25 protein-coding genes and 1 pseudogene are annotated in these 26488 nt (G+C 71.1%); 16 read left to right on the top strand and 10 right to left on the bottom strand.

All coding sequences use genetic code 11. The features are described from left to right. Positions 1-52: 52 nt before the first annotated feature. From tyrS to O1G22_RS32505, 3 genes are read right to left on the bottom strand one after another with little or no spacing between them, the layout of a single operon-like run. A complete protein-coding gene (tyrS, locus tag O1G22_RS32495) occupies positions 53-1321 on the bottom strand; it encodes a tyrosine--tRNA ligase (RefSeq protein ID WP_270084578.1) in 1269 nt (422 codons plus the stop codon). A 56-nt stretch (positions 1322-1377) separates the two neighbouring features. Beyond that, positions 1378-2772, bottom strand: a complete 1395-nt coding sequence (locus tag O1G22_RS32500; RefSeq protein ID WP_270084579.1) for a TldD/PmbA family protein — start codon at positions 2770-2772, stop codon at positions 1378-1380. After that, complete coding sequence (locus O1G22_RS32505) at positions 2769-4292, bottom strand: TldD/PmbA family protein (RefSeq protein WP_270084580.1); 1524 nt, start codon at positions 4290-4292, stop codon at positions 2769-2771. The genes O1G22_RS32500 and O1G22_RS32505 overlap by 4 nt, the downstream gene beginning before the upstream one ends. 352 nt (positions 4293-4644) lie before the next feature. On the opposite strand from O1G22_RS32505, the gene O1G22_RS32510 reads away from it, so the two are divergent. Next, complete coding sequence (locus O1G22_RS32510) at positions 4645-5883, top strand: IS256 family transposase (RefSeq protein WP_270079380.1); 1239 nt, start codon at positions 4645-4647, stop codon at positions 5881-5883. A gap of 224 nt (positions 5884-6107) precedes the next feature. Here the strand turns inward: O1G22_RS32510 and O1G22_RS32515 are convergent, their stop codons facing one another. Then, entirely contained in the window at positions 6108-6242 is a 135-nt protein-coding gene (locus O1G22_RS32515) for a hypothetical protein (RefSeq protein ID WP_270086610.1), read from the bottom strand. Between O1G22_RS32515 and O1G22_RS32520 the strand changes: the two genes are divergently transcribed. The 4 genes from O1G22_RS32520 to O1G22_RS32535 all read left to right on the top strand — a co-directional run bounded on the left by O1G22_RS32520 (position 6222) and on the right by O1G22_RS32535 (position 8725). Further along, positions 6222-6506: a hypothetical protein gene (locus O1G22_RS32520; protein ID WP_270086705.1), complete on the top strand. Its 285-nt coding sequence runs from the start codon at positions 6222-6224 to the stop codon at positions 6504-6506. The genes O1G22_RS32515 and O1G22_RS32520 overlap by 21 nt on opposite strands. A gap of 167 nt (positions 6507-6673) precedes the next feature. After that, complete coding sequence (gene fabG, locus O1G22_RS32525) at positions 6674-7393, top strand: 3-oxoacyl-[acyl-carrier-protein] reductase (RefSeq protein WP_270084581.1); 720 nt, start codon at positions 6674-6676, stop codon at positions 7391-7393. 5 nt (positions 7394-7398) lie between these two features. Continuing rightward, positions 7399-8166: an enoyl-ACP reductase FabI gene (fabI, locus tag O1G22_RS32530; RefSeq protein WP_270084582.1), complete on the top strand. Its 768-nt coding sequence runs from the start codon at positions 7399-7401 to the stop codon at positions 8164-8166. A 208-nt stretch (positions 8167-8374) separates the two neighbouring features. After that, positions 8375-8725, top strand: coding sequence for a hypothetical protein (locus O1G22_RS32535; RefSeq protein ID WP_270084583.1), 351 nt, complete (start codon positions 8375-8377; stop codon positions 8723-8725). On the opposite strand, the gene O1G22_RS32540 is transcribed toward O1G22_RS32535, so the two are convergent. Further along, on the bottom strand, positions 8703-9395 hold the full coding sequence (locus O1G22_RS32540) for a FadR/GntR family transcriptional regulator (protein ID WP_270084584.1): 693 nt from the start codon (positions 9393-9395) through the stop codon (positions 8703-8705). The genes O1G22_RS32535 and O1G22_RS32540 overlap by 23 nt on opposite strands. A 70-nt stretch (positions 9396-9465) precedes the next feature. Between O1G22_RS32540 and O1G22_RS32545 the strand changes: the two genes are divergently transcribed. The 4 genes from O1G22_RS32545 (at position 9466) to O1G22_RS32560 (ending at position 12179) form a co-directional block, all read left to right on the top strand. After that, on the top strand, positions 9466-10887 hold the full coding sequence (locus O1G22_RS32545; RefSeq protein ID WP_428986428.1) for a CynX/NimT family MFS transporter: 1422 nt from the start codon (positions 9466-9468) through the stop codon (positions 10885-10887). 66 nt (positions 10888-10953) lie between these two features. After that, positions 10954-11073, top strand: a complete 120-nt coding sequence (locus O1G22_RS32550; protein ID WP_263636869.1) for an SGM_5486 family transporter-associated protein — start codon at positions 10954-10956, stop codon at positions 11071-11073. Positions 11074-11375: 302 nt separating this feature from the next. Further along, complete coding sequence (locus tag O1G22_RS32555; RefSeq protein WP_225100738.1) at positions 11376-11582, top strand: hypothetical protein; 207 nt, start codon at positions 11376-11378, stop codon at positions 11580-11582. A 78-nt stretch (positions 11583-11660) separates the two neighbouring features. Further along, the gene (locus O1G22_RS32560) at positions 11661-12179 is read left to right on the top strand and encodes a SixA phosphatase family protein (RefSeq protein WP_270084586.1); all 519 of its coding nucleotides are present in this window, start codon (positions 11661-11663) and stop codon (positions 12177-12179) included. Between the two features lie 73 nt (positions 12180-12252). Here O1G22_RS32560 and serB read toward each other — a convergent pair whose 3' ends face one another. Together serB and O1G22_RS32570 are read right to left on the bottom strand one after the other, a co-directional pair. Continuing rightward, on the bottom strand, positions 12253-13476 hold the full coding sequence (serB, locus tag O1G22_RS32565; protein ID WP_225100736.1) for a phosphoserine phosphatase SerB: 1224 nt from the start codon (positions 13474-13476) through the stop codon (positions 12253-12255). 254 nt (positions 13477-13730) lie between these two features. Further along, positions 13731-16004, bottom strand: a complete 2274-nt coding sequence (locus O1G22_RS32570) for a streptophobe family protein (RefSeq protein ID WP_270084587.1) — start codon at positions 16002-16004, stop codon at positions 13731-13733. Positions 16005-16290: 286 nt separating this feature from the next. On the opposite strand from O1G22_RS32570, the gene O1G22_RS32575 reads away from it, so the two are divergent. Then, positions 16291-18897 (top strand): ABC transporter ATP-binding protein/permease, encoded by a 2607-nt coding sequence (locus O1G22_RS32575; protein WP_270084588.1) that lies wholly within the window; start codon positions 16291-16293, stop codon positions 18895-18897. Positions 18898-18992: 95 nt separating this feature from the next. Here the strand turns inward: O1G22_RS32575 and O1G22_RS32580 are convergent, their stop codons facing one another. Together O1G22_RS32580 and O1G22_RS32585 are read right to left on the bottom strand one after the other, a co-directional pair. Further along, positions 18993-19745 carry a transglycosylase SLT domain-containing protein gene (locus tag O1G22_RS32580; protein ID WP_270084589.1) on the bottom strand — a complete coding sequence of 251 codons (753 nt, stop codon included), beginning with the start codon at positions 19743-19745 and terminating at the stop codon, positions 18993-18995. Between the two features lie 298 nt (positions 19746-20043). Further along, positions 20044-20410: pseudogene (locus O1G22_RS32585) on the bottom strand (S-adenosylmethionine:tRNA ribosyltransferase-isomerase); the annotation flags it as partial. Positions 20411-20759: 349 nt separating this feature from the next. Between O1G22_RS32585 and O1G22_RS32590 the strand changes: the two are divergent. The 3 genes from O1G22_RS32590 (at position 20760) to O1G22_RS32600 (ending at position 23001) form a co-directional block, all read left to right on the top strand. Next, positions 20760-21938, top strand: coding sequence for a GAF domain-containing sensor histidine kinase (locus tag O1G22_RS32590; RefSeq protein ID WP_270084590.1), 1179 nt, complete (start codon positions 20760-20762; stop codon positions 21936-21938). Beyond that, the gene (locus tag O1G22_RS32595; RefSeq protein WP_225100731.1) at positions 21931-22572 is read left to right on the top strand and encodes a response regulator; all 642 of its coding nucleotides are present in this window, start codon (positions 21931-21933) and stop codon (positions 22570-22572) included. Before O1G22_RS32590 ends, O1G22_RS32595 begins: the two co-directional genes overlap by 8 nt. Positions 22573-22755: 183 nt before the next feature. After that, the gene (locus O1G22_RS32600) at positions 22756-23001 is read left to right on the top strand and encodes a chaplin (protein WP_270084591.1); all 246 of its coding nucleotides are present in this window, start codon (positions 22756-22758) and stop codon (positions 22999-23001) included. Positions 23002-23171: 170 nt separating this feature from the next. On the opposite strand, the gene O1G22_RS32605 is transcribed toward O1G22_RS32600, so the two are convergent. Then, entirely contained in the window at positions 23172-23960 is a 789-nt protein-coding gene (locus O1G22_RS32605; protein ID WP_270084592.1) for a hypothetical protein, read from the bottom strand. Between the two features lie 150 nt (positions 23961-24110). On the opposite strand from O1G22_RS32605, the gene O1G22_RS32610 reads away from it, so the two are divergent. From O1G22_RS32610 to O1G22_RS32620, 3 genes are all read left to right on the top strand, one after another. Next, on the top strand, positions 24111-24902 hold the full coding sequence (locus tag O1G22_RS32610) for an ABC transporter ATP-binding protein (RefSeq protein WP_225100728.1): 792 nt from the start codon (positions 24111-24113) through the stop codon (positions 24900-24902). A 61-nt stretch (positions 24903-24963) separates the two neighbouring features. Next, complete coding sequence (locus tag O1G22_RS32615) at positions 24964-25395, top strand: NfeD family protein (protein ID WP_225100727.1); 432 nt, start codon at positions 24964-24966, stop codon at positions 25393-25395. Between the two features lie 110 nt (positions 25396-25505). Beyond that, complete coding sequence (locus O1G22_RS32620; protein ID WP_270084593.1) at positions 25506-26465, top strand: SPFH domain-containing protein; 960 nt, start codon at positions 25506-25508, stop codon at positions 26463-26465. Positions 26466-26488 lie beyond the last annotated feature (23 nt).

Genomic DNA, 26488 nt, shown 5'->3' on the forward strand with positions numbered 1-26488 from the left:
TGAAAAGGGGCGCGGGGTCGCATCGATGTGCGAACCCCACGCCCCGACGGCGCTAAGCCGAGACAACCTCCACCGCGGCGAGGTTCTTCTTCCCACGCCGCAGCACCAGCCACCGCCCGTCCAGCAGCTCGTCCTTCGCCGGGACGGCATCCTCGGAGGCGACCTTCACGTTGTTCACGTAGGCGCCGCCCTCCTTCACCGTCCGCCGCGCGGCGGACTTGCTGGCGACGAGACCGACCTCCGCGAACAGGTCGACCACCGGAGCCAGCTCGGTGACCTGAATGTGCGGCACCTCGGACAGCGCCGCCGCCAGCGTCGCCCCGTCCAGCTCCGCCAGCTCGCCCTGCCCGAAGAGGGCGCGGCTCGCGGCGATCACCGCGGCCGTCTGGTCGGCGCCGTGCACCAGCGTCGTCAGCTCCTCGGCGAGCGCCCGCTGCGCCGCCCGCGCCTGCGGACGGTCCTGCGTCTGCTGCTCCAGCTCCTCGATCTCCTCGCGGGACTTGAAGCTGAAGATGCGCAGGAACTTCGAGACGTCCCGGTCGTCCGCGTTCAGCCAGAACTGGTAGAACGCGTACGGCGTCGTCATCTCGGGGTCGAGCCAGACCGTGCCGGACTCGGTCTTGCCGAACTTGGTGCCGTCCGCCTTGGTGATCAGCGGGGTGCCGAGCGCGTGAACCACGGCGTGCGGCTCGACCCGGTGGATCAGGTCGGTGCCCGACGTGAGGTTGCCCCACTGGTCGCTGCCACCGGTCTGCAGGGTGCAGCCGTACCGCCGGTACAGCTCAAGGAAGTCCATGCCCTGCAGGATCTGGTAGCTGAACTCGGTGTAGCTGATGCCCGCGTCGGAGTTCAGCCGCCGGGAGACGGCCTCCTTCGCGATCATCTTGTTGACCCGGAAGTGCTTGCCGATGTCCCGCAGGAACTCGATGGCCGACAGGCCCTGGGTCCAGTCCAGGTTGTTGACCATCACCGCGGCGTGCGGGCCCTCGAAGTCCAGCAGCGGCTCGATCTGCGCGCGCAGCCGCTCCACCCACTGGGCGACGATCTCGGGCGCGTTGAGCGTGCGCTCCGCGGTGGGCTTCGGGTCACCGATCAGACCGGTGGCACCCCCGACCAGGCCCAGCGGACGGTTGCCCGCCTGCTGGATGCGGCGCATCGTGAGGATCTGCACCAGATTGCCGAGGTGCAGACTGGGCGCGGTCGGGTCGAAGCCGCAATAGAACGTGACGGGACCGTCCGCGAACGCCTTGCGCAATGCGTCCTCGTCCGTGGAGAGGGCGATGAGCCCACGCCACTTCAGCTCGTCGACGATGTCCGTCACGGTTCTCGTATCTCCTTGATGATCTTCGGGCAGTCGAGCGACTACCGCCTACGAGGTTATACGCCCTGACTGACAGAGCTCATATTGAAATCCGGGATGCGCAGCGCGGGCATCGCGGCCCGGGTGAACCAGTCGCTCCACTCGCGCGGCAGCGTCTTCTCGGTGCGCCCGGCCTCGGTGGCCCGCCCCAGGAGGTCCACCGGCGACTCGTTGAACCGGAAGTTGTTCACCTGCCCGGTCACCTCGCCGTTCTCCACGAGGTAGACGCCGTCCCGGGTCAGACCGGTGAGCAGCAGCGTCGCCGGGTCGACCTCGCGGATGTACCACAAGCAGGTCAGCAGCAGCCCGCGCTCGGTCCCCGCGACCATCTCCTGAAGCGAGCGGTCGTCCCCGCCGTCCAGGATCAGGTTCCCGAGCGCCGGGGCGACCGGCAGCCCGGTCAGCGCGGCGCTGTGCCGGGTGGTGGTGAGGTTCTTGAGCACACCCTCGTCGATCCACCGGGTGGTGTGTGCCGGCAGCCCGTTGTCGAACACCGACTGGTCGCCGCCGGAGGAGTGGGCGACGACGAAGGGCGCGCACTCCAGGCCGGGCTCGTTCGGGTCGCTGCGCAGCGTCAGTGGCAGGTCGCTCAGCCGGTCGCCCACGCGCGTGCCGCCGCCCGGCTTGGAGAACACCGTCCGGCCCTCGGCCGCGTCCCGGCCCGACGCCGACCACAGCTGGTAGATCAGCAGGTCCGCGACCGCGGTCGGCGGCAGCAGCGTCTCGTACCGGCCCGCGGGCAGCTCCACCCGCCGCTCCGCCCAGCCGAGCCGTACGGCCAGCTCGGCGTCCAGGGCGCCCGGGTCGACGTCCTTGAAGTCCCGTGTGGAGCGGCCGGCCCACGCCGAGCGCAGCCGGTCGGGCGACTTGGCGTTCAGCTCCAGCGTGCCGGTGGGCTGGTCGTGGCGCAGGCGCAGGCCCGTGGACGTACCCACATACGTGGACACCAGCTCGTGGTTGGCGAAGCCATAAAGCTCACGGCCGCCCGCACGCGCGCGTGCGAACGCCTCGCCGAGGGCCGGGGCGAAATCGGCGAACACCGCGGAGGAGGTCTCGGCGGGCGCGTCCGCGAAGTCGGGGGACTCGGGCACCCCGGTGACCAGGGGCTGGGCGTCCTCGGCGGGCCCGGCACCGCGCGCGGCGGTTTCGGCGGCCCGCACCAGCGGCTCCAGCTCGTCCGCCGTGACGGCCGACCGGGACACGACCCCCGAGGCCGTGCCCTCCTTGCCGTCCACGGTCGCGATCACGGTGAGCGTACGACCGCGCGTGACACCGTTGGTCGTGAGTGCGTTGCCCGCCCAGCGCAGGTTGGCGGTCGAGTGCTCGTCGGCGATGACGACACAGCCGTCGGCCCGGGACAGCGCGAGCGCCTGCTCGACGACCTCGTGCGGCTTGTTGCTACGGGCGCTCATCGACCGGCCTCCTGAGTCGTGTTGAGGATGTTGACGCCCTTGAACAGGGCCGACGGGCACCCGTGCGACACGGACGCCACCTGGCCCGGCTGGGCCTTGCCGCAGTTGAAGGCGCCGCCGAGGACGTACGTCTGGGGGCCCCCGACCGCCGCCATCGAGCCCCAGAAGTCCGTGGTCGTGGCCTGGTAGGCCACGTCCTTCAGCTGCCCGGTGATCCGCCCGTTCTCGATCCTGAAGAAGCGCTGCCCGGTGAACTGGAAGTTGTACCGCTGCATGTCGATCGACCAGGACCGGTCGCCGACGACGTAGATGCCCCGGTCGACGCCCCCGATCAGATCCTCGGTGGACAGCCCGGCGGGATCCGGCTTCAGGGACACATTGGCCATGCGCTGCACGGGCACATGCCCGGGGGAGTCGGCGAAGGCGCAGCCGTTGGAGCGGTCGAACCCGGTCAGCTTCGCGATCCTGCGGTCCAGCTGGTAGCCGACCAGGGTGCCGTCCTTCACCAGGTCCCAGGACTGCGCCTCGACGCCCTCGTCGTCGTATCCGATGGTCGCGAGGCCGTGCTCGGCGGTGCGGTCGCCGGTGACGTTCATCAGCTCGGAGCCGTACCGCAGCTTGCCCAGTTGGTCGAAGGTGGCGAAGGAGGTGCCGGCGTAGGCGGCCTCGTAGCCGAGCGCCCGGTCCAGCTCCGTCGCATGCCCGATGGACTCATGGATCGTCAGCCACAGGTTGGAGGGATCGACCACCAGGTCGTACAGGCCCGGCTCCACGCTCGGGGCCCGCATCTTCTCGGCGAGCAGCTCCGGGATCCGCTCCAGTTCGCCGTCCCAGTCCCAGCCGGTGCCGGTCAGATACTCCCAGCCGCGGCCGACGGGCGGCGCGATGGTCCGCATCGAGTCGAACTCGCCGCTCGACTCGTCCACCGACACGGCGGTGAGCTGGGGGTGCAGCCGTACCCGCTGCTGCGTCGTCACGGTCCCGGCGGTGTCGGCGTAGAACTTGTTCTCGTGCACGGTGAGCAGCGAGGCGTCCACATGGTCGACGCCCCGCGCGGCCAGCAGCCGCGTGCTCCAGTCGGCCAGCAGCGCGGCCTTCTCCTCGTCGGGCACCGAGAACGGATCGATCTCGTACGACGAGATCCACGTCTTGTCGGCGTGCACGGCTTCGTCGGCCAGCTCCACCCGCTCGTCGGACCCTGCGGCCCTGATCACCTGCGCGGACAGCTTGGCCATCGCCACCGCCTGCGAGGCGACCTTGGCCGCCGCGTCCAGGGTCAGGTCCACCCCGGAGGCGAAGCCCCACGTACCGCCGTGCACGACCCGGACCGCGTACCCGAGGTCGGTGGTGTCCGACGAACCTGCGGGCTTGGCGTCCCGCAACCGCCAGGAGGCGCTGCGCACCCGCTCGAACCGGAAGTCCGCGTGCTCGGCCCCCAGCGCACGCGCGCGTGCGAGCGCGGCGTCGGCGAGGGGGCGTAGGGGCAGTGCCAGGAACGACTGATCGATTTCATGAGGCACGGGTGGGATCCCTTCGCTGCTACCACCTGGTCCGGCCTGCTCGGACCATCCGAATCGCCGATGACGGAAGTCAAACATGCCCCGCACTCTGCGTACATGCGGGTTTTCCCTTGGGGGCAGGCGAAAGCGCGAAAGCTTCATGGGCTGTCAGTGGCCACCGCTGGGCTCAGAGACCGATCAAGTTGCTCAGACGGTTTCCGGTCCGCCCGTCCAGAGAGAGGTTGCGTCCTGGGAAGTGGTGTACGGGTTCGACCTGATCCGGGGGTTTGCTCCCGCGTCGGGGTGACGCCCGCATAGATGAACGGCCACCGGCTGATCTTCGAGATGTCGAGTCACGAAGGAGATCAGCACGATGACCGCACCCGACAGTCTGCCCCTGCACGCCCTCGCGGAGGACAACCTCGCAGCGGCGAGTCCCGATCTGCTGCGCGCGATGGTCAAGACGTTCGCGGACGCGCTCATGTCCGCCGAGGCCGATGCCCTCTGCAATGCTGAATACGGGCAGGTCAGCGACGAGCGAGTCAACCATCGCAACGGGTATCGCCTTCGCGAGTGGGACACCCGCGCGGGCACCGTCGAACTCGCCGTTCCCAAGCTGCGTCAGGGCAGTTACTTCCCGCACTGGCTGCTGGAGCGTCGCCGCCGGGCTGAGCAGGCCCTCATCAGCGTGGTCGCCACCGCCTATCTGCTCGGCGTCTCCACCCGCCGAGTGGAGAAGCTCGCCGAGAGCCTGGGCGTCACCCAGCTGTCGAAGTCCCAGGTCAGCGCCATGGCCAAGCATCTCGACGAACAGGTCGCCGCGTTCCGCAACCGGCCCCTGGACGCCGGCCCCTACGCGTTCGTCTGGGTGGACGCGCTCACGCAGAAGGTTCGCGAGGGCGGCCGCATCATCAACGTCCACGCGCTGATCGCGGTCGGCGTCAACGCCGATGGGCACCGTGAGATTCTCGGCCTGGACGTGGCCACTGCCGAGGACGGCGCCGGCTGGCTGGCCTTCCTGCGCTCCCTGATCGCCCGCGGCCTATCGGGCGTCCAACTGGTCATCTCAGACGCGCACATGGGCCTGGTCAACGCGATCGGGGCCACCCTGCCCGGCGCGAGCTGGCAGCGATGTCGTACTCACTACGCCCGCGCGTTGCTGAGCCAGGTGCCCAAGTCGGCCCAGCCGTGGGTGGCCACGCTGCTGCGGACCGTCTTCGAACAACCCGACATCGATGCAGTCCAGTCCCAGATGCGGCACGTCCTGGACGCATTGGAGGCCAAGTTCCCCAAGGCGGCAGCCCACTTGGACGCCGCTCAGGGCGATGTGCTGGCGTTCACCGCGTTCCCGCGCGAGATCTGGCGGCAGATCTGGTCGAACAATCCGCAGGAACGGCTCAACAAGGAGATCCGCCGCCGCACCGACGTGGTCGGCATCTTCCCCGACCGCACCGCCCTGATCCGCCTGGTCGGCGCGGTGCTGGCCGAGCAGAACGACGAGTGGACCGAAGCCCGCCGCTACATGGGACTCGACCTGCTGGCCAAGGCCCGCCTCCACCCGATCGAGTCAGAAACCGACGACACAGTCATCCCGACGGAACTCACCGCATAGCCTCAAAGAAGAGATCACCGAGTGGCCGTCGATACACCACTCCCGCGGACGTGACCCAGAGAGAGCCGTTCTACGGCATGAGTGCAGTCGGCGCGGGCTCACGCCCGAGGGCGCGACTCTCGCGGATCTCGCCTGGCGACTGCTGGGCGGTCTGGAGGACGGGGGCGACGAGGCTCAGCACAGCGGGCGGGCGCGGGACCAACTCCCGTGCCCGCCCGCGAACGTTACGACGTGACCTCAGCCGTCCAGAGACGAGCCCGCCGCGAGCCCCGTGAACGGGCCCAGGCGGTCCGCGTGACAGCGAGAGGACGGATGCCCTTGTCCTTGGAGTCCTGGAGGTGGAGCGCTTCGGCGTGCACGGCGACCTCGACGCATGCGTTCTGTTCTGGCCGGCGGAGGAGTTCGCACAGCTCCTGGAACGCTGGCCGACAGTCGTGGGCGCGTACGGCGACGACCACGGTGGCCATTTGCGGCAGGTCGAACGCACCCTGCGCGAGCTGTCGGACCAGGGGCCACCCGCCTGGCGGTCGGAGACGGGTCACCGGCAGCCTGTGGGTAAGCGCATGCTGGATGCGGCACACCAGTCAGGTCCGACGGCTCACGCTCCCGGCGCGGGGGACTGATCCGACGGCCGACTGTAGAAACCCGACAGCGCCGCACCCCAGCCACTGTCGGTGCCCGATTGCCCGGGCACGTGGCGCTACCGATAGGTTTTCGATGAAGCCGCCTGCCGTCGACGTGTTCGGGCGGGTAGCACGACGCTTCAGACCGCTATCGAAAGGGTGATCCGTTGAGCCGCTCGGTTCTCGTCACCGGAGGAAACCGGGGCATCGGCCTCGCCATCGCCCGCGCATTCGCCGATGCCGGGGACAAGGTCGCGATCACGTACCGCTCGGGTGAGCCGCCGGCCACCCTGACGGATCTGGGCTGCCTGGCCGTGAGGTGCGACATCACCGACCCGGAGCAGGTGGAGCAGGCCTACAAGGAGATCGAGGACCAGCACGGTCCGGTCGAGGTCCTCGTCGCCAACGCCGGCGTGACCAAGGACCAGCTCCTGATGCGCATGTCCGAGGAGGACTTCACCTCGGTCATCGACACCAACCTCACCGGCACCTTCCGGGTCGTCAAGCGCGCCAACCGCGGCATGCTGCGCGCCAAGAAGGGCCGCGTCGTCCTGATCTCGTCCGTGGTCGGTCTGCTGGGCTCGGCGGGGCAGGCGAACTACGCCGCCTCCAAGGCCGCCCTGGTCGGCTTCGCGCGCTCCCTCGCCCGTGAGCTGGGCTCGCGCAACATCACCTTCAACGTCGTCGCGCCTGGCTTCGTCGACACCGACATGACCAAGGTGCTCACCGACGAGCAGCGCAAGAACATCGTGTCGCAGGTGCCGCTCGGCCGTTACGCGCAGCCCGAGGAGATCGCCGCGACGGTGCGGTTCCTCGCCTCGGACGACGCCTCGTACATCACTGGAGCCGTCATCCCCGTTGACGGCGGACTGGGAATGGGTCACTGATCACCATGAGCGGAATCCTTGAGGGCAAGCGCATCCTGATCACCGGTGTGCTGACGGAGTCCTCCATCGCCTTCCACGCGGCCAAGCTGGCCCAGGAGCAGGGCGCGGAGGTCATCCTGACCGCGTTCCCGCGGCCCACGCTGACCGAGCGCATCGCCAAGAAGCTGCCGAAGCCCACCAAGGTCATCGAGCTGGACGTCACCAACGACGAGCACCTCGGCCGGCTGGCCGACATCGTCGGCGAGGAGCTGGGCGGCCTGGACGGCGTCGTGCACTCCATCGGCTTCGCGCCGCAGGACGCGCTCGGCGGCAACTTCCTCAACACCCCGTTCGAGTCCGTCGCCACCGCCATGCACGTCTCGGCGTACTCCCTGAAGTCGCTGACCATGGCCTGCCTGCCGCTGATGCAGAACGGCGGCTCGGTCGTCGGCCTCACCTTCGACGCGCAGTTCGCCTGGCCGCAGTACGACTGGATGGGCCCGGCCAAGGCCGCCCTGGAGGCGACCAGCCGCTACATCGCCCGTGACCTGGGCAAGCAGAACATCCGCTGCAACCTCATCTCCGCGGGCCCGCTCGGCTCCATGGCCGCCAAGTCCATCCCGGGCTTCACCGAGCTGGCCGCCGTCTGGGACACCCGCTCCCCGCTGGAGTGGGACCTTAAGGACCCGGAGCCGGCCGGCCGCGGCATCGTCGCCCTGCTGAGCGACTGGTTCCCGAAGACCACCGGCGAGATCATTCACGTCGACGGCGGCCTGCACGCGATCGGCGCGTGACGCTGCCGCCGAGGCACGACCACCGGCCGAGGCCCGCACCCCTTCAGGGGCTGCGGGCCTCGGCCGTATCGGGGGTCGTATCGGGGGCCGTATCGGCGACGTCACCCGTTCGGCCCACCCGCCGGGCGCGCACCCGGCTCAACGGCGCACTCTTGATTACGCGTTCACCTCACGTGATCCTCCCCAGCCCGGCCGAGGAGGTCCCCTTGTGCGCCTGTCCAGTAGCCTGGCCCCGGTGACCGTGGCCGTGGCCCTCCTGCTCTCCGCTCCGTACGCCGCGCCGGCCCACGCGCGCGTGCACGACGGGAAGCCGCCCGCGCCCAGCCCGTTCGGCGCCGCCTGCCGGACGGCGGTGCACGGCTCACATGTGGTGGCCTACTGCCACAACCCCTATGTCGACACCGACCGCGTACGTCTGCACATCAAGTGCGCGCGCTGGTGGGACATCGACACCGACAGCGCCCCGGTGGACGCCGGGCCCGCCCTGACGGTACGGCTCACGGGCCGGTGCTGGAAGGAGGTCCGCTCTGCCTGGATCAGCCACCAGAAGGTGCGCTGAACCGGCCCGGCCGGCACAGGAAGGGATAGCTCGCCGCCTCGGCCGCCGCCGCTTCCGCGTCCCCGGTGCGGATCGCGTCCAGCAGCCGGGTGTGATCCATGTGCGTCTCCGGGGTCAGCTCCGCCCCGACGTCCGCGCGCAGCCAGTCCCGCAGCACCTCGCCCAGGTCGGCGTACATCGCCGTCATGACGTCGTTGTGGGAGGCGGCCACGACGGCCAGGTGGAAGGTGGCGTCGGCCGCCACGAACGCCTCCGCGTCGCCCGTCTCCCAGGCCTCCTCACGCCGCTCCATGAGCGCGTCCAGCTGCTTGAGGTCCTTCTCGGTGCGCCGCTCGGCGGCCAGCTTCGCCGCGGCCGACTCCAGCGCGGCGCGCAGCTCGGCGATGTGCCGCGGGTCGGCGCCGGCGAACCGGCGGTGCATCACGCCGGCCAGCTCGCTCGTCGCCACCACGTACGTGCCGGAGCCCTGCCGGATGTCCAGCAGACCGTTGTGCGCGAGCGCACGGACGGCCTCGCGGACCGTGTTGCGGGCGACGCCGAGCTGCTCGACCAGCTCCGGCTCCGTCGGGATACGCGAGCCGACCGGCCACTCGCCGGAGGTGATCTGGTTGCGCAGTTCGGCGATGACCTGCTCGGACAGCGCCGAACGACGCGGGTGGCTCAGGGGCATGGCACACCTTCGCACGACAGGCCCGGGTCCGGACGTCCCGGGGATGGACAACCAATCATCCCATGATTCTATGATGTGTTTCATGGCTAGTGAGGAAACCCGGACCACGGACACCCGTACGGCGATGCCATCCCCCGGACGCCGGGATCCCGGACACCGGGACCCCGGACGCCGGGTCACCGCCGCGGCGAGTACTGCCGAGACGACCCCTGGTGCGACCTCCGATGCGGTCCCCGGCGCAGACCGCACGCGCGCGTGGGCGGCCCGCCTGGTCGTCGTCGGCATCGTGCTCTCCGCGCTGAACCTCCGCCCGGCCATCACCAGCCTCGGCGCCCTCCTGGAGGAGGTCCGCGACGGGCTCGGCATGAGCGGCAGCGTGGCCGGCCTGCTCACCTCCGTGCCCCCGCTCTGCTTCGCCGTCTTCGGCGTCACCGCCCCCCGCCTGGCCCGCCGCTTCGGCCCGGCCGCCGTGGTGTGCGCCGGCATGGCCGCCATCACCGCGGGCCTGCTGATACGGCCGTACGCCGGGAGTACGGCCGGCTTCCTGGCCGCCAGCGCACTCGCCCTCATGGGCATCGCGGTCAGCAACGTGCTCATGCCGGTCATCGTGAAGCGCTGGTTCCCCGACCGCGTCGGCTCGATGACCGGCCTGTACTCGATGGCCCTGGCCATGGGTACCTCCCTGGCCGCCGCGGTCACCGTGCCGCTGACCGACGGCCTGGGCGGCGGCTGGCGGCCCGGCCTCGCCGTGTGGGCCGCCCTCGCGGCCGCCGCCGTCCTGCCCTGGCTGCCGCTCGTCAGGGACCGCGGCACCGCCCCCGCGCAGCTCCGGCCCCGGCCGCAGCCGGGGCGTGCGGCGGAGGCGGCCGGGTCCGCCGAGTCGGCCGGGGACCAGCCCGCGCCCCTGCGCATCACCCGCAGCCGCACCGCCTGGGCGCTCGCCGTCTTCTTCGGCCTCCAGGCCACCGCCGCCTACATCACCATGGGCTGGATGGCACAGATCTTCCGGGACGCCGGTGTCCCGGCCGGCACCGCGGGCGTGCTGCTCGCCGTCACCATGGTGATGGGCGTGCCGCTGGCCTTCGTCATCCCGCGCGTCGCCACCCGGCTGCCCCAGCAGGGGCCGATCGTGCTGGTCCTCGGCGTGTGCGGGCTCGCCGGTTACGCCGGTCTCTACGTCGCGCCGGCCGCCGGCGCCTGGGCCTGGGCGGTGCTGCTCGGCATCTCCAACTGCGCCTTCCCGCTGGCCCTGACGATGGTCGGCATGCGGGCCAGGAGCGGTGCGGGCGTCGCCCAGCTGTCCGCGTTCGCGCAGAGCACCGGCTACCTCATCTCCATCCCCGGCCCGCTGCTGGTCGGTGTGCTCTACCAGCAGAGCGGCGGCTGGGGACTGCCGATCGCCCTCATGGCGGGCCTGATGGTGCCGCAGATCCTGGTCGGCTTCCTGGCGGGCCGCAACCGCACCGTGGAGGACGAGGCGACGGCGCGCTGAGCGGGCCCCGGCGGCACGGCGGGCCCCGGCGGCACGCGCGCGGGGGACGGGTGCGACACTGACCGCATGCAGCCTGTGCTCGACCCGAACCCGCAGAACGGCCAGAAGAAGATGCTGCTCGTCTTCGGCTCGTTCTTCGCCATCTTCGCCGTCATCGCCGTCATCGCGATCATCGCCTCCCCCTGAGGTCGCCTTCCCCTGGGGGCGCCTTCCCCTGGGGGCGCCTTCCCCCTTGGGTCGTCTCCCGGCTGAGGCCGTCTCCCCCTGAGGCGGCCATGCCCTGAGGGTCGCCTTCCGGCCACCTCCGGGCCCGGTGCCGGCCGTTCCGCCCGGTGGATGGTGGGGCTAGCTCCACCATCCCTTAGGGGGTAAGGGTCAGGGTCAACTGGGTGGAAGTCCGGATGGGTTGGCGGCCCCGGATTCCGTAGCTTCGAGATGTGACCGCACATGGCGGTCACGGACCCGCTCGAAGACCCACGGAGGCGATCATGTCGGCCCGCACCCACTCCCGGCCCCACCCGGCGACCACGGGCGGTGTGGACATCCGGCTGCCCTGGTGGGCCCTCGCCCTGCCCGCGCTCGCGTTCATCGCGCTGCTGTTGCTGATACTGAACCCCTCGGACGCGCACGCGGCCGGCGGCGACCCCGCGATCACGCAGCTCTTCGAGCGCGCCCAGCATCTCCTCGCGCGCTGACCCGGAGCCCCCGCGCGCGGTGAATCCGCACATCAACTCCCTGCACCACATGGCCTGTTTCATGCGAAGCTGGGGCGTATGAGCGCCGCAGAACCTCACAGGATCGTCCTCTTCCGGCATGCGAAAGCCGACTGGCCCCAGGTGTCCGACCATGAGCGTCCCCTCGCCGAGCGCGGACGCATGGACGCCGCCGTCGCCGGACGCAAGCTGGCCGACACCGGTATCGCCTTCGACCTGGCCCTGTGCTCCACCGCGGTCCGGACCCGCGAGACCTGGAAGCTGGCCGTCCACGAACTGGCGGAGCGCCCGAGGACCGTCTACGAGGAGCGGATCTACGAGGCTTCCCCCGGCGAGCTGATCGCCGTGCTCAACGAGACCCCGGACGACGTGCGCAACGTGATCCTGATCGGCCACAACCCCGGTGCGCACGGCCTGGCCGGCATCCTCTCCGGAGCCGTCGAGGGCGACGCCCGCGATCGGATGGAGCGCCGCGGCCTCCCGCCCGCCGGATTCGCCCTGCTGACCTTCGACGGCCCCTGGAAGAGCCTGGAGCCGGGCGTGGCCACGCTCACGGACTACTGGGCCCCCGCCGACTGACCTCCCCGGCACACGGAAGGGCCCGGCACCGCGCGGTGCCGGGCCCTTCCGTGTGCCGGGCGGCCGGAGCGGCTCAGCCCTCGTCGTGCGTGTCCGCCGCCTCGACCTCTTCGCGGCTGACGCCCAGCAGATACAGCACGGTGTCGAGGAAGGGGAAGTTCACCGCCGTGTGCGCCGCCTCGCGCACCACCGGCTTGGCGTTGAAGGCGACCCCCAGACCGGCCGCGTTCAGCATGTCCAGGTCGTTGGCGCCGTCGCCGATCGCCACCGTCTGCGACAGCGGCACCCCGGCCTCCGCGGCGAACCGGCGCAGCAGCCGCGCCTTGCCCGCCCGGTCCACGATCTCGCCCGTGACCCGGCCGGTGAGCTTGCCGTCGACGATCTCCAGCGTGTTGGCCTGCGCGAAGTCCAGGCCCAGCCGTTCCTTCAGATCGTCCGTGACCTGGGTGAAGCCACCGGAGACGACCCCGACCTGGTAGCCGAGTCGTTTCAGCGTACGGATCAGGGTGCGCGCGCCCGGCGTCAGCCGGACCTCGTTGCGGACCTTCTCCACCACGGAGGCGTCCAGCCCCTTCAGCAGCGCCACGCGCGCGTGCAGGGACTGCTCGAAGTCCAGCTCCCCGCGCATCGCCGCCGCCGTCACCTCGGCGACCTGGTCCTCACAGCCGGCGTGCGCGGCGAACAGCTCGATGACCTCGTCCTGGATCAGGGTGGAGTCCACGTCCATGACCACCAGCCGCTGAGCGCGCCGGTGCAGCCCCGCCGAGACGACCGCGATGTCGACACCCAGTGCCGCCGCGTCGGAGGCCAGGGCCGTGCGCAGCGGCTCGGTCTCCACACCGGAGATGGCGAACTCCACCGCGGTCACCGGGTACTTGGCGAGCCGGAAGATACGGTCGATGTTGCCGCCGGCCTTGGCGATCCGGGCGGCCACGGCGGCCGTCGACTCGGCGGTGAGCGGATGGCCGAGAACGGTCACCAGGGAGCGCCCGAGACCGCGCGGCTGGTTGTCGCCGAGCCCCGAGATGATCTCCGCCTGCATCTTCATCGACTCGGCCCAGCTGTGCACCGTGGCCCGCAGGTCGCCCTCCAGGCCGGCCGGCGGCTTGGTCACCAGCGCGCACAGCACCAGGCGGCCCCGGGTGACGACCTGCTCGATGTCGACCACGTCGACGAGGTAGGCGGCCAGGGTGTCGAACAGGCCCGCCGTGATGCCCGGCCTGTCCTTGCCGAAGATCTTGACGAGGAGAGTGGGGACCTCGGGGGTCTGCGAAGCAGGGATCTGCGAAGCGCTCATGGTGTCACCACCGTATCCGGCACCCAGTGCCCCGCGCCGCCGAGGTCCGCCTGACGGACACGGAACAATGGATGTCCGATCGGTGTCGGGGATCTTGCCACCAGGAGAAACCGTGGCGCCCCCGTACGGCATCCCCTGGCTCCACCTCGACTGTGCCACGAGTCACCCCGGGCGGGCAGGGCAGCACGGGGAGAAACGGGAGGCGGCACAGGGGGAGCGGTGTCGGCCGGGTGCCGGGCGGGGACCCGGCGGAGTCAGCCGCGCCGCTTCGGCTTCCCCGGCGGTGCCGTGGGCGGGGGCGGGGGCGGGGGCGGCGGTGGCCACTCGGGACCGTCCGGCCGCCGTGAGCGGTCCCCTGGCCGTGCCGGGGGACGGCGCCGGGGTGGCGGGGGAGCGCCGTCGAGGGGCCCGGCGACGGTCGGGGCGCCGTACACATCGTCGCGGGACCCCGGCGGTCGCGCGTCCTCGGGCTCCCCGCGGGGCTCTTCCGGCACCTTCAGGTAGGGGTTCGTGTCCGGATTCGGCGGCCGGTACGGCGCACCTGGAGCGTACGGCCCGGCACCGCCGCCGTGTCCGGGGCGTCCGGATCCTGCCGCACCGGAGCCGCCGGCACCGGAGCCGCCGGCACCGGGGCCACCGTAGGGCGCAGGCCCCGCCGCACCGCCGTACCCCGAAGCCTCGGCCGCACTCCCGTGAGTCTCGGCCGCACTCCCGCGCCCGGGGCCGTACACCGCGCCGGCGCCCTCCTCGTCCTCGGCCCGGTCGACCGCCACCCCGGCCGGTGCTCCCCGAGCCGCCCACACCGCACTGGACCCCGCCGCCCCCGTGGCCCAGGCCAGCAGCGCCCCCACCGCCCCCGCGCCCGCACCCCACACCGCCCCCAGCAACAGCGCGGACCCGAGGTGGCCGTGCAGCACGACACCCGCGCCGAAGGCGTCGAAGCCGAGGACGGACAGCGACGCGGTCACGGAGACGTCCGCCAGCCGGACGAGCAGAGGGAGGGCGAGGGCGGTGACGATGCCGAGGCGCACAGCGCAGCGGACGGCCAGACCGAGGGCGGTGTCGGGCGGCCGTACCTCACGGCCGAGTGCGGCGTCGGGTGGCCGTACTCCGCGGCCGGGGCGGTTGCCTTGCGGCCGCGCCTCATCACCACGGGTGCTGTCTGGCGGCCGTACCTCACGGCCGAGCGCGGTGTCGGGTGGCCGTACTCCGCGGCCGGGGCGGTTGCCTTGCGGCCGTGCCTCATCACCGCGGGTGCTGTCTGGCGGCCGTACCTCATAACCGCGGGCGGTGTCCCCCGGCCGCACCCTACGACTCAGGGCGCTGCCCAGCCGCCGCCCCCCGCGCCCCACGGCGCCGTGAGGCCCCCGCACTCCCCGCCCCGCGGCGCCCCGCCCCACGGCGCTGCGAGAAGACCCGCGTACCACCGCCGTACGCGCCGCTGTCAATACGCCGGCCAGCAGCATTGCCAGCGCGGCCGCCACCGTCAGCAGCCACACCCGGTTGTCCAGGTCGGCCAGTCGGCGCACGGTCACCGGACGGTCGGAGCTCGTGCCGATGAGCTGGTCCAGGGGATGGGGGAGGACCGTGCGGAGCAGTCCCGTGGCGTGGCCGTCCCAGGGGACGAACAGGCCGAGGGGCAGGCCGAGCCAGACGCCGTCGGGGGCGCCGAGCAGGGCCGCGCCGGCGATCCGCCGCGGGTGGTCGTCGCCGATCGCCGCGTACGCCGCCGCGGCGAGCCCGGCCGCGACGGCCAGCAGCAGGACGGTGACGAGCGCCGAGACCGCCGGCCGTACCACCCGGTGCACCGCGGACCAGCCCGGCGGCAGGGGAGCGCGGCGGCCGGCCAGCAGCGCGATCAGCAGAACCCCGGCGCACCAGCCGAGCCCGCCCAGGAGCGTGGCCGGGGTGTCCACGGTGAAGCCGACGCCGGCCTTGGCGTGGATCAGGCCGCCGATCCGGTCCGGCAGCAGCCCGCTCACGTCCCCGAGGCCGGGCAGGCTGAGTCCGCCGCTCCCTTTCCCGCCCGCGCCCGGCAGCGCACCGGCGCCGAGCGAGCCGCCGTCGATGGTGATGACGTCGTGCCCGGCCCAGGCGAGACCGCCCAGCATCGCCACGAAGAGCACCGTCATCGTGCCCGCGCGCGCGAGGAGTTCGGCGGGGGCGATGACAACTCCGGCCGTGCGCAAGGATCGTAGGAAGAACCACGACAACAGCAGGGCACCGACCAGACTCACCCCGAGTGGCGTGATCTCGATGGCGGTGTGCGCCTCGGCGCCTTTCAGTCCGAAAGCGGACACATCGCCCGACGGCGTGACCGAACCACCCGCCCCGAGCGCCACAACAGCGGCCGTCATGGGGCCCAGTGAGCCCGCCGTGTCCGCCTGGAGCAGATGCAGTCCGAGCGCGGCCGTGCCCGCCATCCCGATCAACGCCCAGCTCACCGCGGCGATCGCGGACAACAGGGCATCCGTCCAGGGCACCTTTCCGGCGCGCCGCGTGGACCCGGCACGCGTGGCTGAGCTCATGGCAGACCCCCCGATCCCCTCGTGGCAGATCCCGCCGAACCGCGGCGCTGTGGCCGTCGAACCGCCGCGCGGCGGCACGGCCGTGCTTGTCCCCCTCGCCGGGATTACCACTCTCCGGATGGATTTCAACCCCGTCAACGGCGCGAGTTGGAGCGCACGGGTGCATCCGTGACAAGGCCCGGGTTTCGGTCAGAGGGCGGAGCCTGAAATAGTTCCCCCCGATGTTCGACATCCCTAGACTCCCTGCGATGGGGGTAATTCGGGGGACAACTCAGTGGGGCATGGAGTGCCTGAACTCGTTCTGGAATCAAACGGACGGACCTGGACGCTGGATCCGTCCCGGCCGTACACCCTCGGCCGCGATCCGCAGGGTGACATCGTCTTCGACGACGCCAGGGTGTCCTGGCGACACGCCACGGTCAGCTTCAACGGCCGCAGTTGGGTCGTCGAGGACCACGGCAGCACCAACGGCACGTTCGTGCAGGGTCAGCGGATCCAGCACATGGAGATCGGCCCGGGCTCGGCGCTGCACCTCGGCAACGCGACCGACGGACCGCGGCTGAATCTGTCCGGTGCCGTGGCCGGCCGACAGCAGCAGGCGCCGTACGCCGCGCAGGGCGCCGGCGCGCAGGCAGCCGGTGCTCCGGGCTGGGCCCAGCAGGCCCCGCCGGCCCAGCAGGCCGCCGTACCGCAGCAGGCACCGGCCCAGCAGGCGGTGCCTCAGCAGGCACCGGCGCCGCAGCAGCCCGGCTGGCAGCAGCCGCAGGCCGCGGCGTTCCCGCAGCAGCAGGCGGCGCCCGCCGATCAGTACGCGCAGAAGACGCCCGGTGGCGGCGCGGGGGCGCCGCCGGTCTACGGCGACCGGAGCCCGACCACGTTCCACCAGTTCTCCATCGGCCGCGTGATGCGCATCGGCCGTGCCCTGGAGAACGAGCTGGTCGTCTCGGACCTCCAGGTCTCCCGGCACCACGCCGAGTTCCACTCGACGCCCGACGGCCGCTTCGAGATCCGCGACCTGGGCTCGCACAACGGCACGTACGTCAACGGCCATCCGGTGCCCAAGGGCGGCTCGGTCCAGCTCGGCCCGAACGACATCGTCGGCGTCGGTCACTCCACCTTCCGGATCGTCGGCGACCGGCTGGAAGAGTTCGTCGACACCGGTGAGGTCTCCTTCTCCGCGCGCCATCTGACCGTCACCGTCGACGGCGGCAAGCAGATCCTGAAGGACGTCTCCTTCGGTGTCCCGGAGAAGTCGCTGATCGCGGTCATCGGCCCGTCCGGCTCCGGCAAGTCGACCCTGCTCAAGGCGCTCACCGGCTACCGGCCCGCCAACCAGGGCGAGGTGCTGTACGACAACCGGAACCTGTACAAGCAGTTCGCCGAGCTGCGCCAGCGCATCGGTCTGGTCCCGCAGGACGACATCCTGCACAAGGAGCTGACCGTCAAGAAGGCCCTGAAGTACGCGGCCAAGCTGCGCTTCCCTGCCGACACCACCGCGGCCGAGCGCGACGCCCGCATCGACGAGGTGCTGCGCGAGCTGAAGCTGGACGTCCACAAGGACAAGAAGGTCACGTCCCTGTCCGGCGGTCAGCGCAAGCGCGTCTCGGTCGCCCTGGAGCTGCTCACCAAGCCGTCACTGATCTTCCTGGACGAGCCGACCTCCGGTCTCGACCCGGGCATGGACCGCGATGTCATGCAGCTGCTGCGCGGCCTCGCCGACGACGGCCGTACGGTCCTCGTCGTCACCCACTCGGTGGCCGAGCTGGCGCTGTGCGACAAGCTGCTGGTGATGGCGCCGGGCGGCGCGGTGGCGTACTTCGGCCCGCCGGAGGAGGCGTTGAACTTCTTCGGCTACGACAGCTGGGCCGATGTCTTCTCCGCCTTCGAGAACTACCGTGACTACGACTGGTCGGGCCGCTGGAAGGGCTCGCAGCACTACCAGATGTACGCGGCGGACATCGACGCGGCCGCCCCGCAGTCCGTATCCGCACACATGCCGCCGCCGCAGGCCATCAAGCCGCCCAAGCCGCAGGCGTGGGGCTCGCAGCTGATGACCCTGATCCGGCGCTATGTGTCGGTGATCGTCTCCGACAAGGGCTTCCTGGCGCTGACGGTGATCCTGCCGGCGGTGCTCGGCTCGGTCAGCCTGCTGATCGACCACAAGCGGGGCCTGCTGGTCAACGAGGCGGTCAACCCGCGCACCGGCGCGCACATCCCGAACGGCACGGCCACCACGGTGCTGCTCATCCTCGCCGTCGGCGCGTGCTTCGCGGGTGCCGCGAACTCGGTGCGTGAGCTGATCAAGGAACGGGTCATCTACGAGCGGGAGCGCGCGACCGGTCTGTCCCGCTCGGCGTACCTGATGTCCAAGGTGGTCGTGCTCGGCGCCGTCACCGTGCTGCAGGGCCTGCTGGTCGGCGTGATCGGCTTCTCCAGCCGCGAGATCCCGGACCAGGGCGTCGTACTCGGCGGCTCGACGCTGTTCGAGCTGTGCGTGCCGATCATGGCGCTCGGCTTCACGTCGATGATGGTCGGCCTGGTGATCTCCTCGCTGGTGAAGACCGCCGAGAAGACCATGCCGCTGCTGGTGATGTTCGCGATCATCCAGGTCGTCTTCACCGGATGTCTGTTCACTCTGCACGGCACGCTCGGCGTCAACGAGTTCTCGTACCTGATGCCGTCGCGCTGGGCGGTGGCCGCGGCCGGTGCCACGCTGGACTTCAACAACATCGCGCCGAACACCGACAACCCGAGCAGCACCGACCCGCTGTGGAACCACACGGGCGGGGCCTGGACCCTGGACATGGTCGCGCTGATCGTGCTCGGTGTGATCTGCGGCTTCTTCGTGGCCCGCTTCCTGCGCCGCCACGAGCCGGAGGTCATGCGCAAGTAACCGCGCCCGTACGACGCCGAAGGGCGGCACCCCGTTTCCCGGGGTGCCGCCCTTCGGCATTGCGTCCGTTACGTCGCTGAGGTCCGCGCCAGGCCTCAGTACGCGCTGTTGACGTTGTCCATCGAGCCGTAGCGGTGCGCCGCGTAGTTGGCGGCGGCAGTGATGTTGGCGACCGGGTCGTAGATGTTCCAGGACGTGCCCGACACGTGGTACGCGTTGAAGGTGGGCTGGATCACCTGGAGCAGGCCCTTGGACGGGATGCCGTTGGCGGCGTTGATGTCCCAGTTGTTGATGGCCATCGGGTTGCCCGAGGACTCCCGCATGATGTTGCGGTGCAGACCGCTGTAGGAGCCCGGGATGCCCTTGGCCTTCATGATGTCCAGGGCCTCGCGGATCCAGCCGTCGAGGTTGTTGGCGTACGTCTTCTTGGCGGCGACCATCTCCATCTGCGGGCGCTGCGCGGAACGGCTCGCGGCGTCGTTGGCGGCGCGCTCCTGAGCGGCCTTCTGCGCGGCGGCGTCGGCGGCGGCCTTCTTGGCGGCGGCCTCGTCGGCGGCCTTCTTCGCCACGGCGGCGTCGGCGGCCTTCTTCTGCGCGGCGAAGCCGTCGAGCTTGACCGTGTCCGTGGCGAGCTGGTCGGTGACCGTGCCCTGGACGTTCTTCAGCGCCGTGCTGCTCGCGACCTGGGCGGCGGCGGCCGGGGCACCGGTGGTGACGGTCTCGGCGTGGCCGGGGGCCGCCGAGATGGCCAGGGCGGCGGCGCCGAGGGCGGCGACACCGGCGATGGCGGCCTTGCCCTGCTTGGTCAGGGCGCGACTATGAGCTCGGGTGAGAACGTTCTTGGGCATGGCTGATGGACCTCTCGTAAGCGCGGAGGTCGCTCCTGCGTCCGCCGGGGGAATCGGCTCCTCCCGCACGAACGCCGCGGGCCGGTGACCCACGGCGCTGAGCGACGGAGCAATTCTTAGCTGGCGCAAAATGCCCAGGCAAAGATGTGACATACGATCCCGGGTAGTGGATCGGGGAAGGGCAAAACGGGACAGACTGGCCCGTCCGCCCCGTTCGCTCCGGGAAGCTTTTTCTCCTATGTCCGTTAGTACGTGATGTGGGCCCTATGCGCGGGCTCACATCAGAGACGTAACGGTTTCACCAAGAGTTGCCATCGCAATGCTCTGTGTGAGGGCTCTCTTCCGGGAGGACGAGGTGGACATCGGCGGACTCATGCCACAGGCAGAGCCCGCGCAGCGCCTCGTCGTAGCCGCGGTCGACCGCGGCCCGCCCCCCGACCGCCTCCAGCATCAGTAAGGTGCGAGGCCTCCGGCTCGTGCAGCCCGGTCAGCAGCCCGTCCACCACCCGCACCCCGCGCTCCGGCATGACCACCAGGTCCGTCCACCCCTCGGCCGCCCGCACCACTCCCTCCGCCTCGGCCGCCCGCACCACTTCCTCCGCCCCGGCCGCGCCCCACCCGGCAACGACACCCTGGTCCCCGCGTGCGTGCCCGTACGCGCGCGCGTGCCGCCCTCGTCGTCCGGTTCCCGCAGCTCGACCGCCCACCGGCCGTCGTCCCCGCGCGTGGAGGGATCCGTGCTGCGCCCCCTCGCCAGGGACCTCTGCCGCGCTCCCTGGACCCGATGCCTTCCTCGCGCCCCGGCGGAGCGGCCCACACCGCCGAACTCCGGCCGAGCGGCCCACACCGCCGAACTCCGGCCGAGCGACCCACCGCACTGCCGAACCCCGGCCGAGGGGCCCCGCCGCCGAACCCGGGTCGGCGACCTACGCCGCCCGCCCTACGCCCAGCGGACCGGGCCCGGCCCCCGGCGGTCCGATCCGCGCTGTCACACCCCGCCGGTACCGTGAGGACATGAGTCAAGGCCCCCGGTCCGGCCTCGCCGCGGTGAGCTCCGCGTTGCTGGCCATGAGCAGGCATCTGGAGGTGCGCGACGTCCTCAAGACGATCGTCGCCTCCGCCCGCGAGCTGCTCGACGCGCAGTACGCCGCCCTCGGCGTCCCCGACGACCACGGCGGCTTCGCCCAGTTCGTCGTCGACGGCGTCAGCGACGCCCAGTGGAAGGCCATCGGCCCGCTGCCCCGCCAGCACGGCATCCTCGCCTCGATGCTGCACGAGGCCCGCCCGGAGCGTCTCGCCGACGTGCGCAAGGACCCCCGCTTCGAGGGCTGGCCGTCCGCCCACCCCGACCTGGTCGACTTCCTGGGCCTGCCCATCCGCGACGGCGACGAGGTCATCGGCGCCCTCTTCCTCGCCAACAAGCTGCATTCTGTGGGGGGAAACCCCGCACACCCCCCGCGCCCCGAACCGGAAGGCAGTTGCGGCTTCACGGAAGAGGACCAGGAGCTGCTCGCCATCCTCGCCCAGCACGCCGCCATCGCCCTCACCAACGCCCGGCTCTACGAACGCAGCCGCGAGCTCACCATCGCCGAGGAACGCTCCCGCCTCGCCCACGAACTGCACGACGCCGTCAGCCAGAAGCTCTTCTCCCTGCGCCTGACCGCCCAGGCCGCAGCGGCCCTCGTCGACCGCGACCCCGCCCGCGCCAAGGGCGAACTCCAGCAGGTCGCCACGCTCGCCGCCGAGGCCGTCGACGAACTGCGCGCCGCCGTCGTGGAGTTGCGCCCCGCCGCCCTCGACGAGGACGGTCTCATCGCCACCCTGCGCACCCAGATCCAGGTCCTCGACCGCGCCCACACCGCGCGCGTGACCTTCACCAGTAATAGCTTCCGCGCCCTGCCCGCCGCCCAGGAGGAAGCCCTGCTCCGGGTCGCCCAGGAGGCCCTGCACAACGCACTGCGCCACTCCGGCGCCGGCCATGTCGCGGTGAGCGTCGACCGGCGCGGCGGCGGAGCCGTGCTGCGCGTCAGCGACGACGGCAGGGGCTTCGACCCCAAGGCCGTCCGCCACGCCGGACGGCATCTGGGCCTGGTCTCGATGCGAGACCGGGCGAGCGGGGTCGGCGGCACGCTGACCGTGGAATCGGTGCCCGGCAAGGGCACCACGATCGAGATGGAGGTCCCCGGTGGCTGACCCGATCAAGGTGCTGCTCGTCGACGACCACCAGGTCGTCCGCCGGGGCCTGCGCACCTTCCTGGAGGTGCAGGACGACATCGAGGTCGTCGGAGAGGCGGCCGACGGCGCCGAGGGCGTCGCCCGCGCCGAGGAACTGCGCCCGGACGTCGTCCTGATGGACGTCAAGATGCCCGGCATGGACGGCATCGACGCCCTGCGCAAGCTCCGCGAACTCGCCAACCCCGCGCGCGTGCTGATCGTCACCAGCTTCACCGAACAGCGCACGGTCGTCCCCGCCCTGCGCGCGGGCGCCGCCGGGTACGTCTACAAGGACGTGGACCCCGACGCCCTCGCCGGCGCCATCCGCTCCGTGCACGCCGGCCACGTCCTGCTCCAGCCGGAGGTCGCCGGCGCCCTGCTCTCCCAGGACGAGAGCAACTCCGGCCAGGGCAGGGGCGGTTCGCTGACCGAGCGGGAGAACGAGGTGCTCGGCCTGATCGCCGACGGCCGCTCCAACCGCGAGATAGCCCGCGCCCTCGTCCTGTCGGAGAAGACCGTCAAGACGCATGTCTCCAACATCCTGATGAAACTCGACCTCGCCGACCGCACCCAGGCCGCGCTGTGGGCCGTACGCCACGGCGTGGCCGGCTGAAACACCCGCCCCGCCGCCCCGCCGCGGGCGTCACGCACGGCAACCCTGAGGGTCACACTCCGGACTGAGATTCATACCGTCGTGGGAATGTCACCCGGACGGCGCATCCTCCGGCGAACCGTGCCGTTCTCCAGTGCGTGCCACGGCGAACCGCCGTGGTGAACGCCTAGGAGGGGTTGGAAAGTGAAGAACCTGAAGAAGGCAGCGGCCGTGACGATGCTCGCCGGTGGTCTCGTGGCCGCCGGTGCGGGCCTGGCCTCCGCCAACGACGGCGCCCAGGCCGTCGGCGACGCCCAGGGCTCCCCCGGTGTCGTCTCGGGCAATGTCGCTCAGGTGCCGGTGCACATCCCGGTGAACGTGGTCGGCAACAGCGCGAACGTCATCGGCGCGCTGAACCCGGCCTTCGGCAACCTCGGCGTCAACCAGTGACGTCCCGCCGACAGTGACCACAGGCCTCCCGGGCACACCGGGAGGCCTGTCGGTTTCGCAGCCGACCGCACGGCCGCCGTGGCCGTGGTCGCCGTGTCCGTCGTCGGCGTCGACGCGGGCGCGGGCGCGCCCGCCGCACCCCCGAGCGGCGACGCCCCCCGGCCCACCCCTTACCGCGTTCCCCGCTCCCGCTCCTCCACGATGGAGTTGTACGCCGCCACCTGCGCCCGCCGAGCCGTCCGCTCCACCGGTCGCAACGCCTCCGACCGCGCGGCCATCTCGCCGGCGCTGACCGCACCCCCGTGCCCATTGCCGTACGCCAGCGACACCAGCAGCGTGACCCGCTGCGCCAGCTCCAACACCCGTACCGCACGCGGCGGATATCCCGGCGCCAGCACCTCCCGGCCGCGCTCGGCCCGTGCCCGGTACGCGTCGATCGCCGCCTCCGCCACCGGACCCGACCCGGTGACGTCCAGCTTCGACAGCACCTCGGTCGCCTCGCGCAACGCCTCCGCCAGCTCCCGCTCGGCCTCGCCCAGCGACGGCACATCGGCGGGCGGCGCCTCCCGCACCGGCAGCACATGCCAGACCACCTCGGCATGCACATCACCCGCGGGCCCGGCCTCGTACACCTCTGGCACCAGCCCGAACGCGGCCCCGAAGCAGACCACCGCCTCCTCGGCCTCCAGCGCCCGCGCGTTGAATTCCGGCGGACCGCTCAGCCCCAGCGGATGGCCGGGCGCCGGCAGCGCCACCCGCAGCCCGGTCACCCCCAACGTGCGCAGCCGCCCCAGCGCGAGCGTGAGCCCGACCGGCGCGGACTCCCCGGGCAGCCCCTCCACCCGGTGCACCGCGTCCTCGCCCACGATGGCGAGCACGGCGTCATCCGGAGAGACAAGTCCGGCCAAAAGGGCATTTCCCCAAGCGGCAAGGCGTCCTGAACGCGGTTCCGAGAGCATGCCCCCACCCTAAGGACCGGACCGATGGAATGGAGCGGCGCACTCGTGGCGTAGATTTCATGAGGGCCGCGCCCACCGGCACTGCGGCCCGAGCCACAGGCGTACGCGACAGCCGAGACCGGCCACACTGCAAGGGGAGACAACGCGCTCATGAGCGAGGTTCTGGAGCTTCAGGACGTATCCGTGATCCGTGAGGGCCGGGCTCTGCTGGACCAGGTCTCCTGGTCGGTGAAGGAGGGCGAACGCTGGGTCATCCTCGGCCCCAACGGCGCCGGCAAGACCACCCTCCTGAACGTCGCCTCCAGCTACCTCTACCCCAGCAAGGGCACCGCCACGATCCTCGGCGACACCCTGGGCAAGGTCGACGTCTTCGAGCTGCGCCCCCGCATCGGGATGGCCGGCATCGCCATGGCCGAGAAGCTCCCCAAGCGCCAGACCGTCCTGGAGACCGTCCTGACCGCCGCCTACGGCATGACGGCCCACTGGCAGGAGGAGTACGACGAGGTCGACGAGCAGCGCGCCCGCGCCTTCCTCGACCGCCTCGGCATGACCGACTACGTGGACCGCCGCTTCGGCACCCTCTCCGAGGGCGAGCGCAAGCGCACCCTCATCGCCCGCGCCCTGATGACCGACCCCGAGCTGCTCCTGCTCGACGAGCCCGCCGCCGGCCTCGACCTCGGCGGCCGCGAGGACCTGGTCCGCCGCCTCGGCCGGCTCGCCCGCGACCCGATCGCCCCCTCGATGATCATGGTCACGCACCACGTCGAGGAGATCGCCCCCGGCTTCACCCACGTCCTCATGATCCGCCAGGGCAAGGTCCTCGCCGCCGGACCCATCGAGCTGGAACTCACCTCCCGCAACCTCTCCCTCTGCTTCGGCCTCCCGCTCGTCGTCGAGCAGGTCGGCGACCGCTGGACCGCCCAGGGCCTGCCCCTGTCCTGAGCCCTCCGCGCTTCCCTCGTGCGCCCTGTCCGCCGCCCGCCCACGGCCCTACCATGACCATGTGAACGACATCGACGCATGGGTGTGGTGGCTCGTCGGCGCGGCGGCGCTCGGCATTCCGCTCGTCGTCACCGCGATGCCGGAGTTCGGCATGCTCGCGGTCGGAGCCGTCGCGGCCGCCGTCGCCGCCGGACTCGGCTTCAACGGCGTGATCCAGGTGCTCGTGTTCGTCGTCGTCTCCGTAGCCCTCATCGCCGTCGTCCGCCCCATCGCCGCCCGGCACACCAGGCAACGCCCCCAACTCGCCACCGGCATCGACGCGTTGAAGGGAAAGCAGGCCGTCGTACTGGAACGGGTCGACGGCTCCGGCGGCCGTATCAAACTCGCCGGCGAAGTCTGGTCGGCACGCGCCCTGGACACCGACCGGGCCTACGAAGTCGGCCAGGAAGTAGACGTCGTGGAGATCGAGGGGGCCACCGCGATCGTCATCTGAGCCATCCGACCGGCGAGTTGGGCGGCAGTCTGTCAGACTCGACCAGCAAGATCTTCCACACCAATAGGATCTGCCGAAGAGGCGCGGCAGAGAGGGGTACGGGGAACACGATGGAACCGGTCATCATCGTCCTGGTCATTCTGGTGGTGTTGGTCTTCATCGCCCTGATCAAGACCATCCAGGTCATCCCACAGGCCAGCGCCGCCATCGTCGAGCGCTTCGGCCGCTACACACGGACCCTGAACGCGGGCCTGAACATCGTGGTCCCGTTCATCGACACCATCCGCAACCGCATCGACCTGCGCGAACAGGTCGTACCGTTCCCGCCCCAGCCGGTGATCACCCAGGACAACCTCGTCGTCAACATCGACACGGTGATCTACTACCAGGTCACGGACGCCCGCGCCGCCACCTACGAAGTCGCCAGCTACATCCAGGCGATCGAGCAGCTGACGGTCACCACGCTCCGCAACATCATCGGCGGCATGGACCTCGAACGCACCCTCACCTCCCGCGAGGAGATCAACGCGGCCCTGCGCGGCGTCCTCGACGAGGCGACCGGCAAGTGGGGCATCCGCGTCAACCGCGTCGAACTGAAGGCGATCGAGCCCCCCACCTCCATCCAGGACTCGATGGAGAAGCAGATGCGCGCCGACCGTGACAAGCGCGCCGCGATCCTCACCGCCGAAGGTACGCGCCAGGCCGCCATCCTCACCGCCGAGGGTGAGAAGCAGTCCCAGATCCTGCGTGCCGAAGGTGAGGCCAAGGCCGCCGCCCTGCGCGCCGAAGGCGAGGCCCAGGCGGTCCGCACGGTCTTCGAGGCGATCCACGCCGGCGACCCCGACCAGAAGCTGCTGTCCTACCAGTACCTCCAGATGCTCCCGAAGATCGCCGAGGGCGACGCCAACAAGCTCTGGATCGTCCCCAGCGAAATCGGCGACGCCCTCAAGGGCCTGTCCGGCGCGATGGGCAACTTCGGCCCCCTGGGCGGAGGATCAGGCAACAACGGCTCCTCGATCCCGCCCCAGAACAATGGCTCGGAACGCAGGGAGAAGCCCAGCATCGACTGAGGGTGTTTCAGCAGCGCGCCCCG

The organism is Streptomyces camelliae (assembly GCF_027625935.1).
GTDB lineage: Bacteria > Actinomycetota > Actinomycetes > Streptomycetales > Streptomycetaceae > Streptomyces > Streptomyces camelliae.

Bases quoted from the DNA above. Each gene is read 5' to 3' on its own strand.
- serB (WP_225100736.1), bottom strand. From the start codon at position 13,476: ATGAGCGCTTCGCAGATCCCTGCTTCGCAGACCCCCGAGGTCCCCACT.
- O1G22_RS32545 (WP_428986428.1), top strand. From the start codon at position 9,466: ATGATGTGTTTCATGGCTAGTGAGGAAACCCGGACCACGGACACCCGT.
- O1G22_RS32610 (WP_225100728.1), top strand. From the start codon at position 24,111: ATGAGCGAGGTTCTGGAGCTTCAGGACGTATCCGTGATCCGTGAGGGC.
- O1G22_RS32620 (WP_270084593.1), top strand. From the start codon at position 25,506: ATGGAACCGGTCATCATCGTCCTGGTCATTCTGGTGGTGTTGGTCTTC.
- O1G22_RS32560 (WP_270084586.1), top strand. From the start codon at position 11,661: ATGAGCGCCGCAGAACCTCACAGGATCGTCCTCTTCCGGCATGCGAAA.
- O1G22_RS32510 (WP_270079380.1), top strand. From the start codon at position 4,645: ATGACCGCACCCGACAGTCTGCCCCTGCACGCCCTCGCGGAGGACAAC.
- O1G22_RS32540 (WP_270084584.1), bottom strand. From the start codon at position 9,395: ATGCCCCTGAGCCACCCGCGTCGTTCGGCGCTGTCCGAGCAGGTCATC.
- O1G22_RS32555 (WP_225100738.1), top strand. From the start codon at position 11,376: ATGTCGGCCCGCACCCACTCCCGGCCCCACCCGGCGACCACGGGCGGT.
- O1G22_RS32605 (WP_270084592.1), bottom strand. From the start codon at position 23,960: ATGCTCTCGGAACCGCGTTCAGGACGCCTTGCCGCTTGGGGAAATGCC.
- O1G22_RS32570 (WP_270084587.1), bottom strand. From the start codon at position 16,004: ATGAGCTCAGCCACGCGTGCCGGGTCCACGCGGCGCGCCGGAAAGGTG.
- O1G22_RS32590 (WP_270084590.1), top strand. From the start codon at position 20,760: ATGAGTCAAGGCCCCCGGTCCGGCCTCGCCGCGGTGAGCTCCGCGTTG.
- O1G22_RS32580 (WP_270084589.1), bottom strand. From the start codon at position 19,745: ATGCCCAAGAACGTTCTCACCCGAGCTCATAGTCGCGCCCTGACCAAG.
- O1G22_RS32500 (WP_270084579.1), bottom strand. From the start codon at position 2,772: ATGAGCGCCCGTAGCAACAAGCCGCACGAGGTCGTCGAGCAGGCGCTC.
- fabI (WP_270084582.1), top strand. From the start codon at position 7,399: ATGAGCGGAATCCTTGAGGGCAAGCGCATCCTGATCACCGGTGTGCTG.
- O1G22_RS32550 (WP_263636869.1), top strand. From the start codon at position 10,954: ATGCAGCCTGTGCTCGACCCGAACCCGCAGAACGGCCAGAAGAAGATG.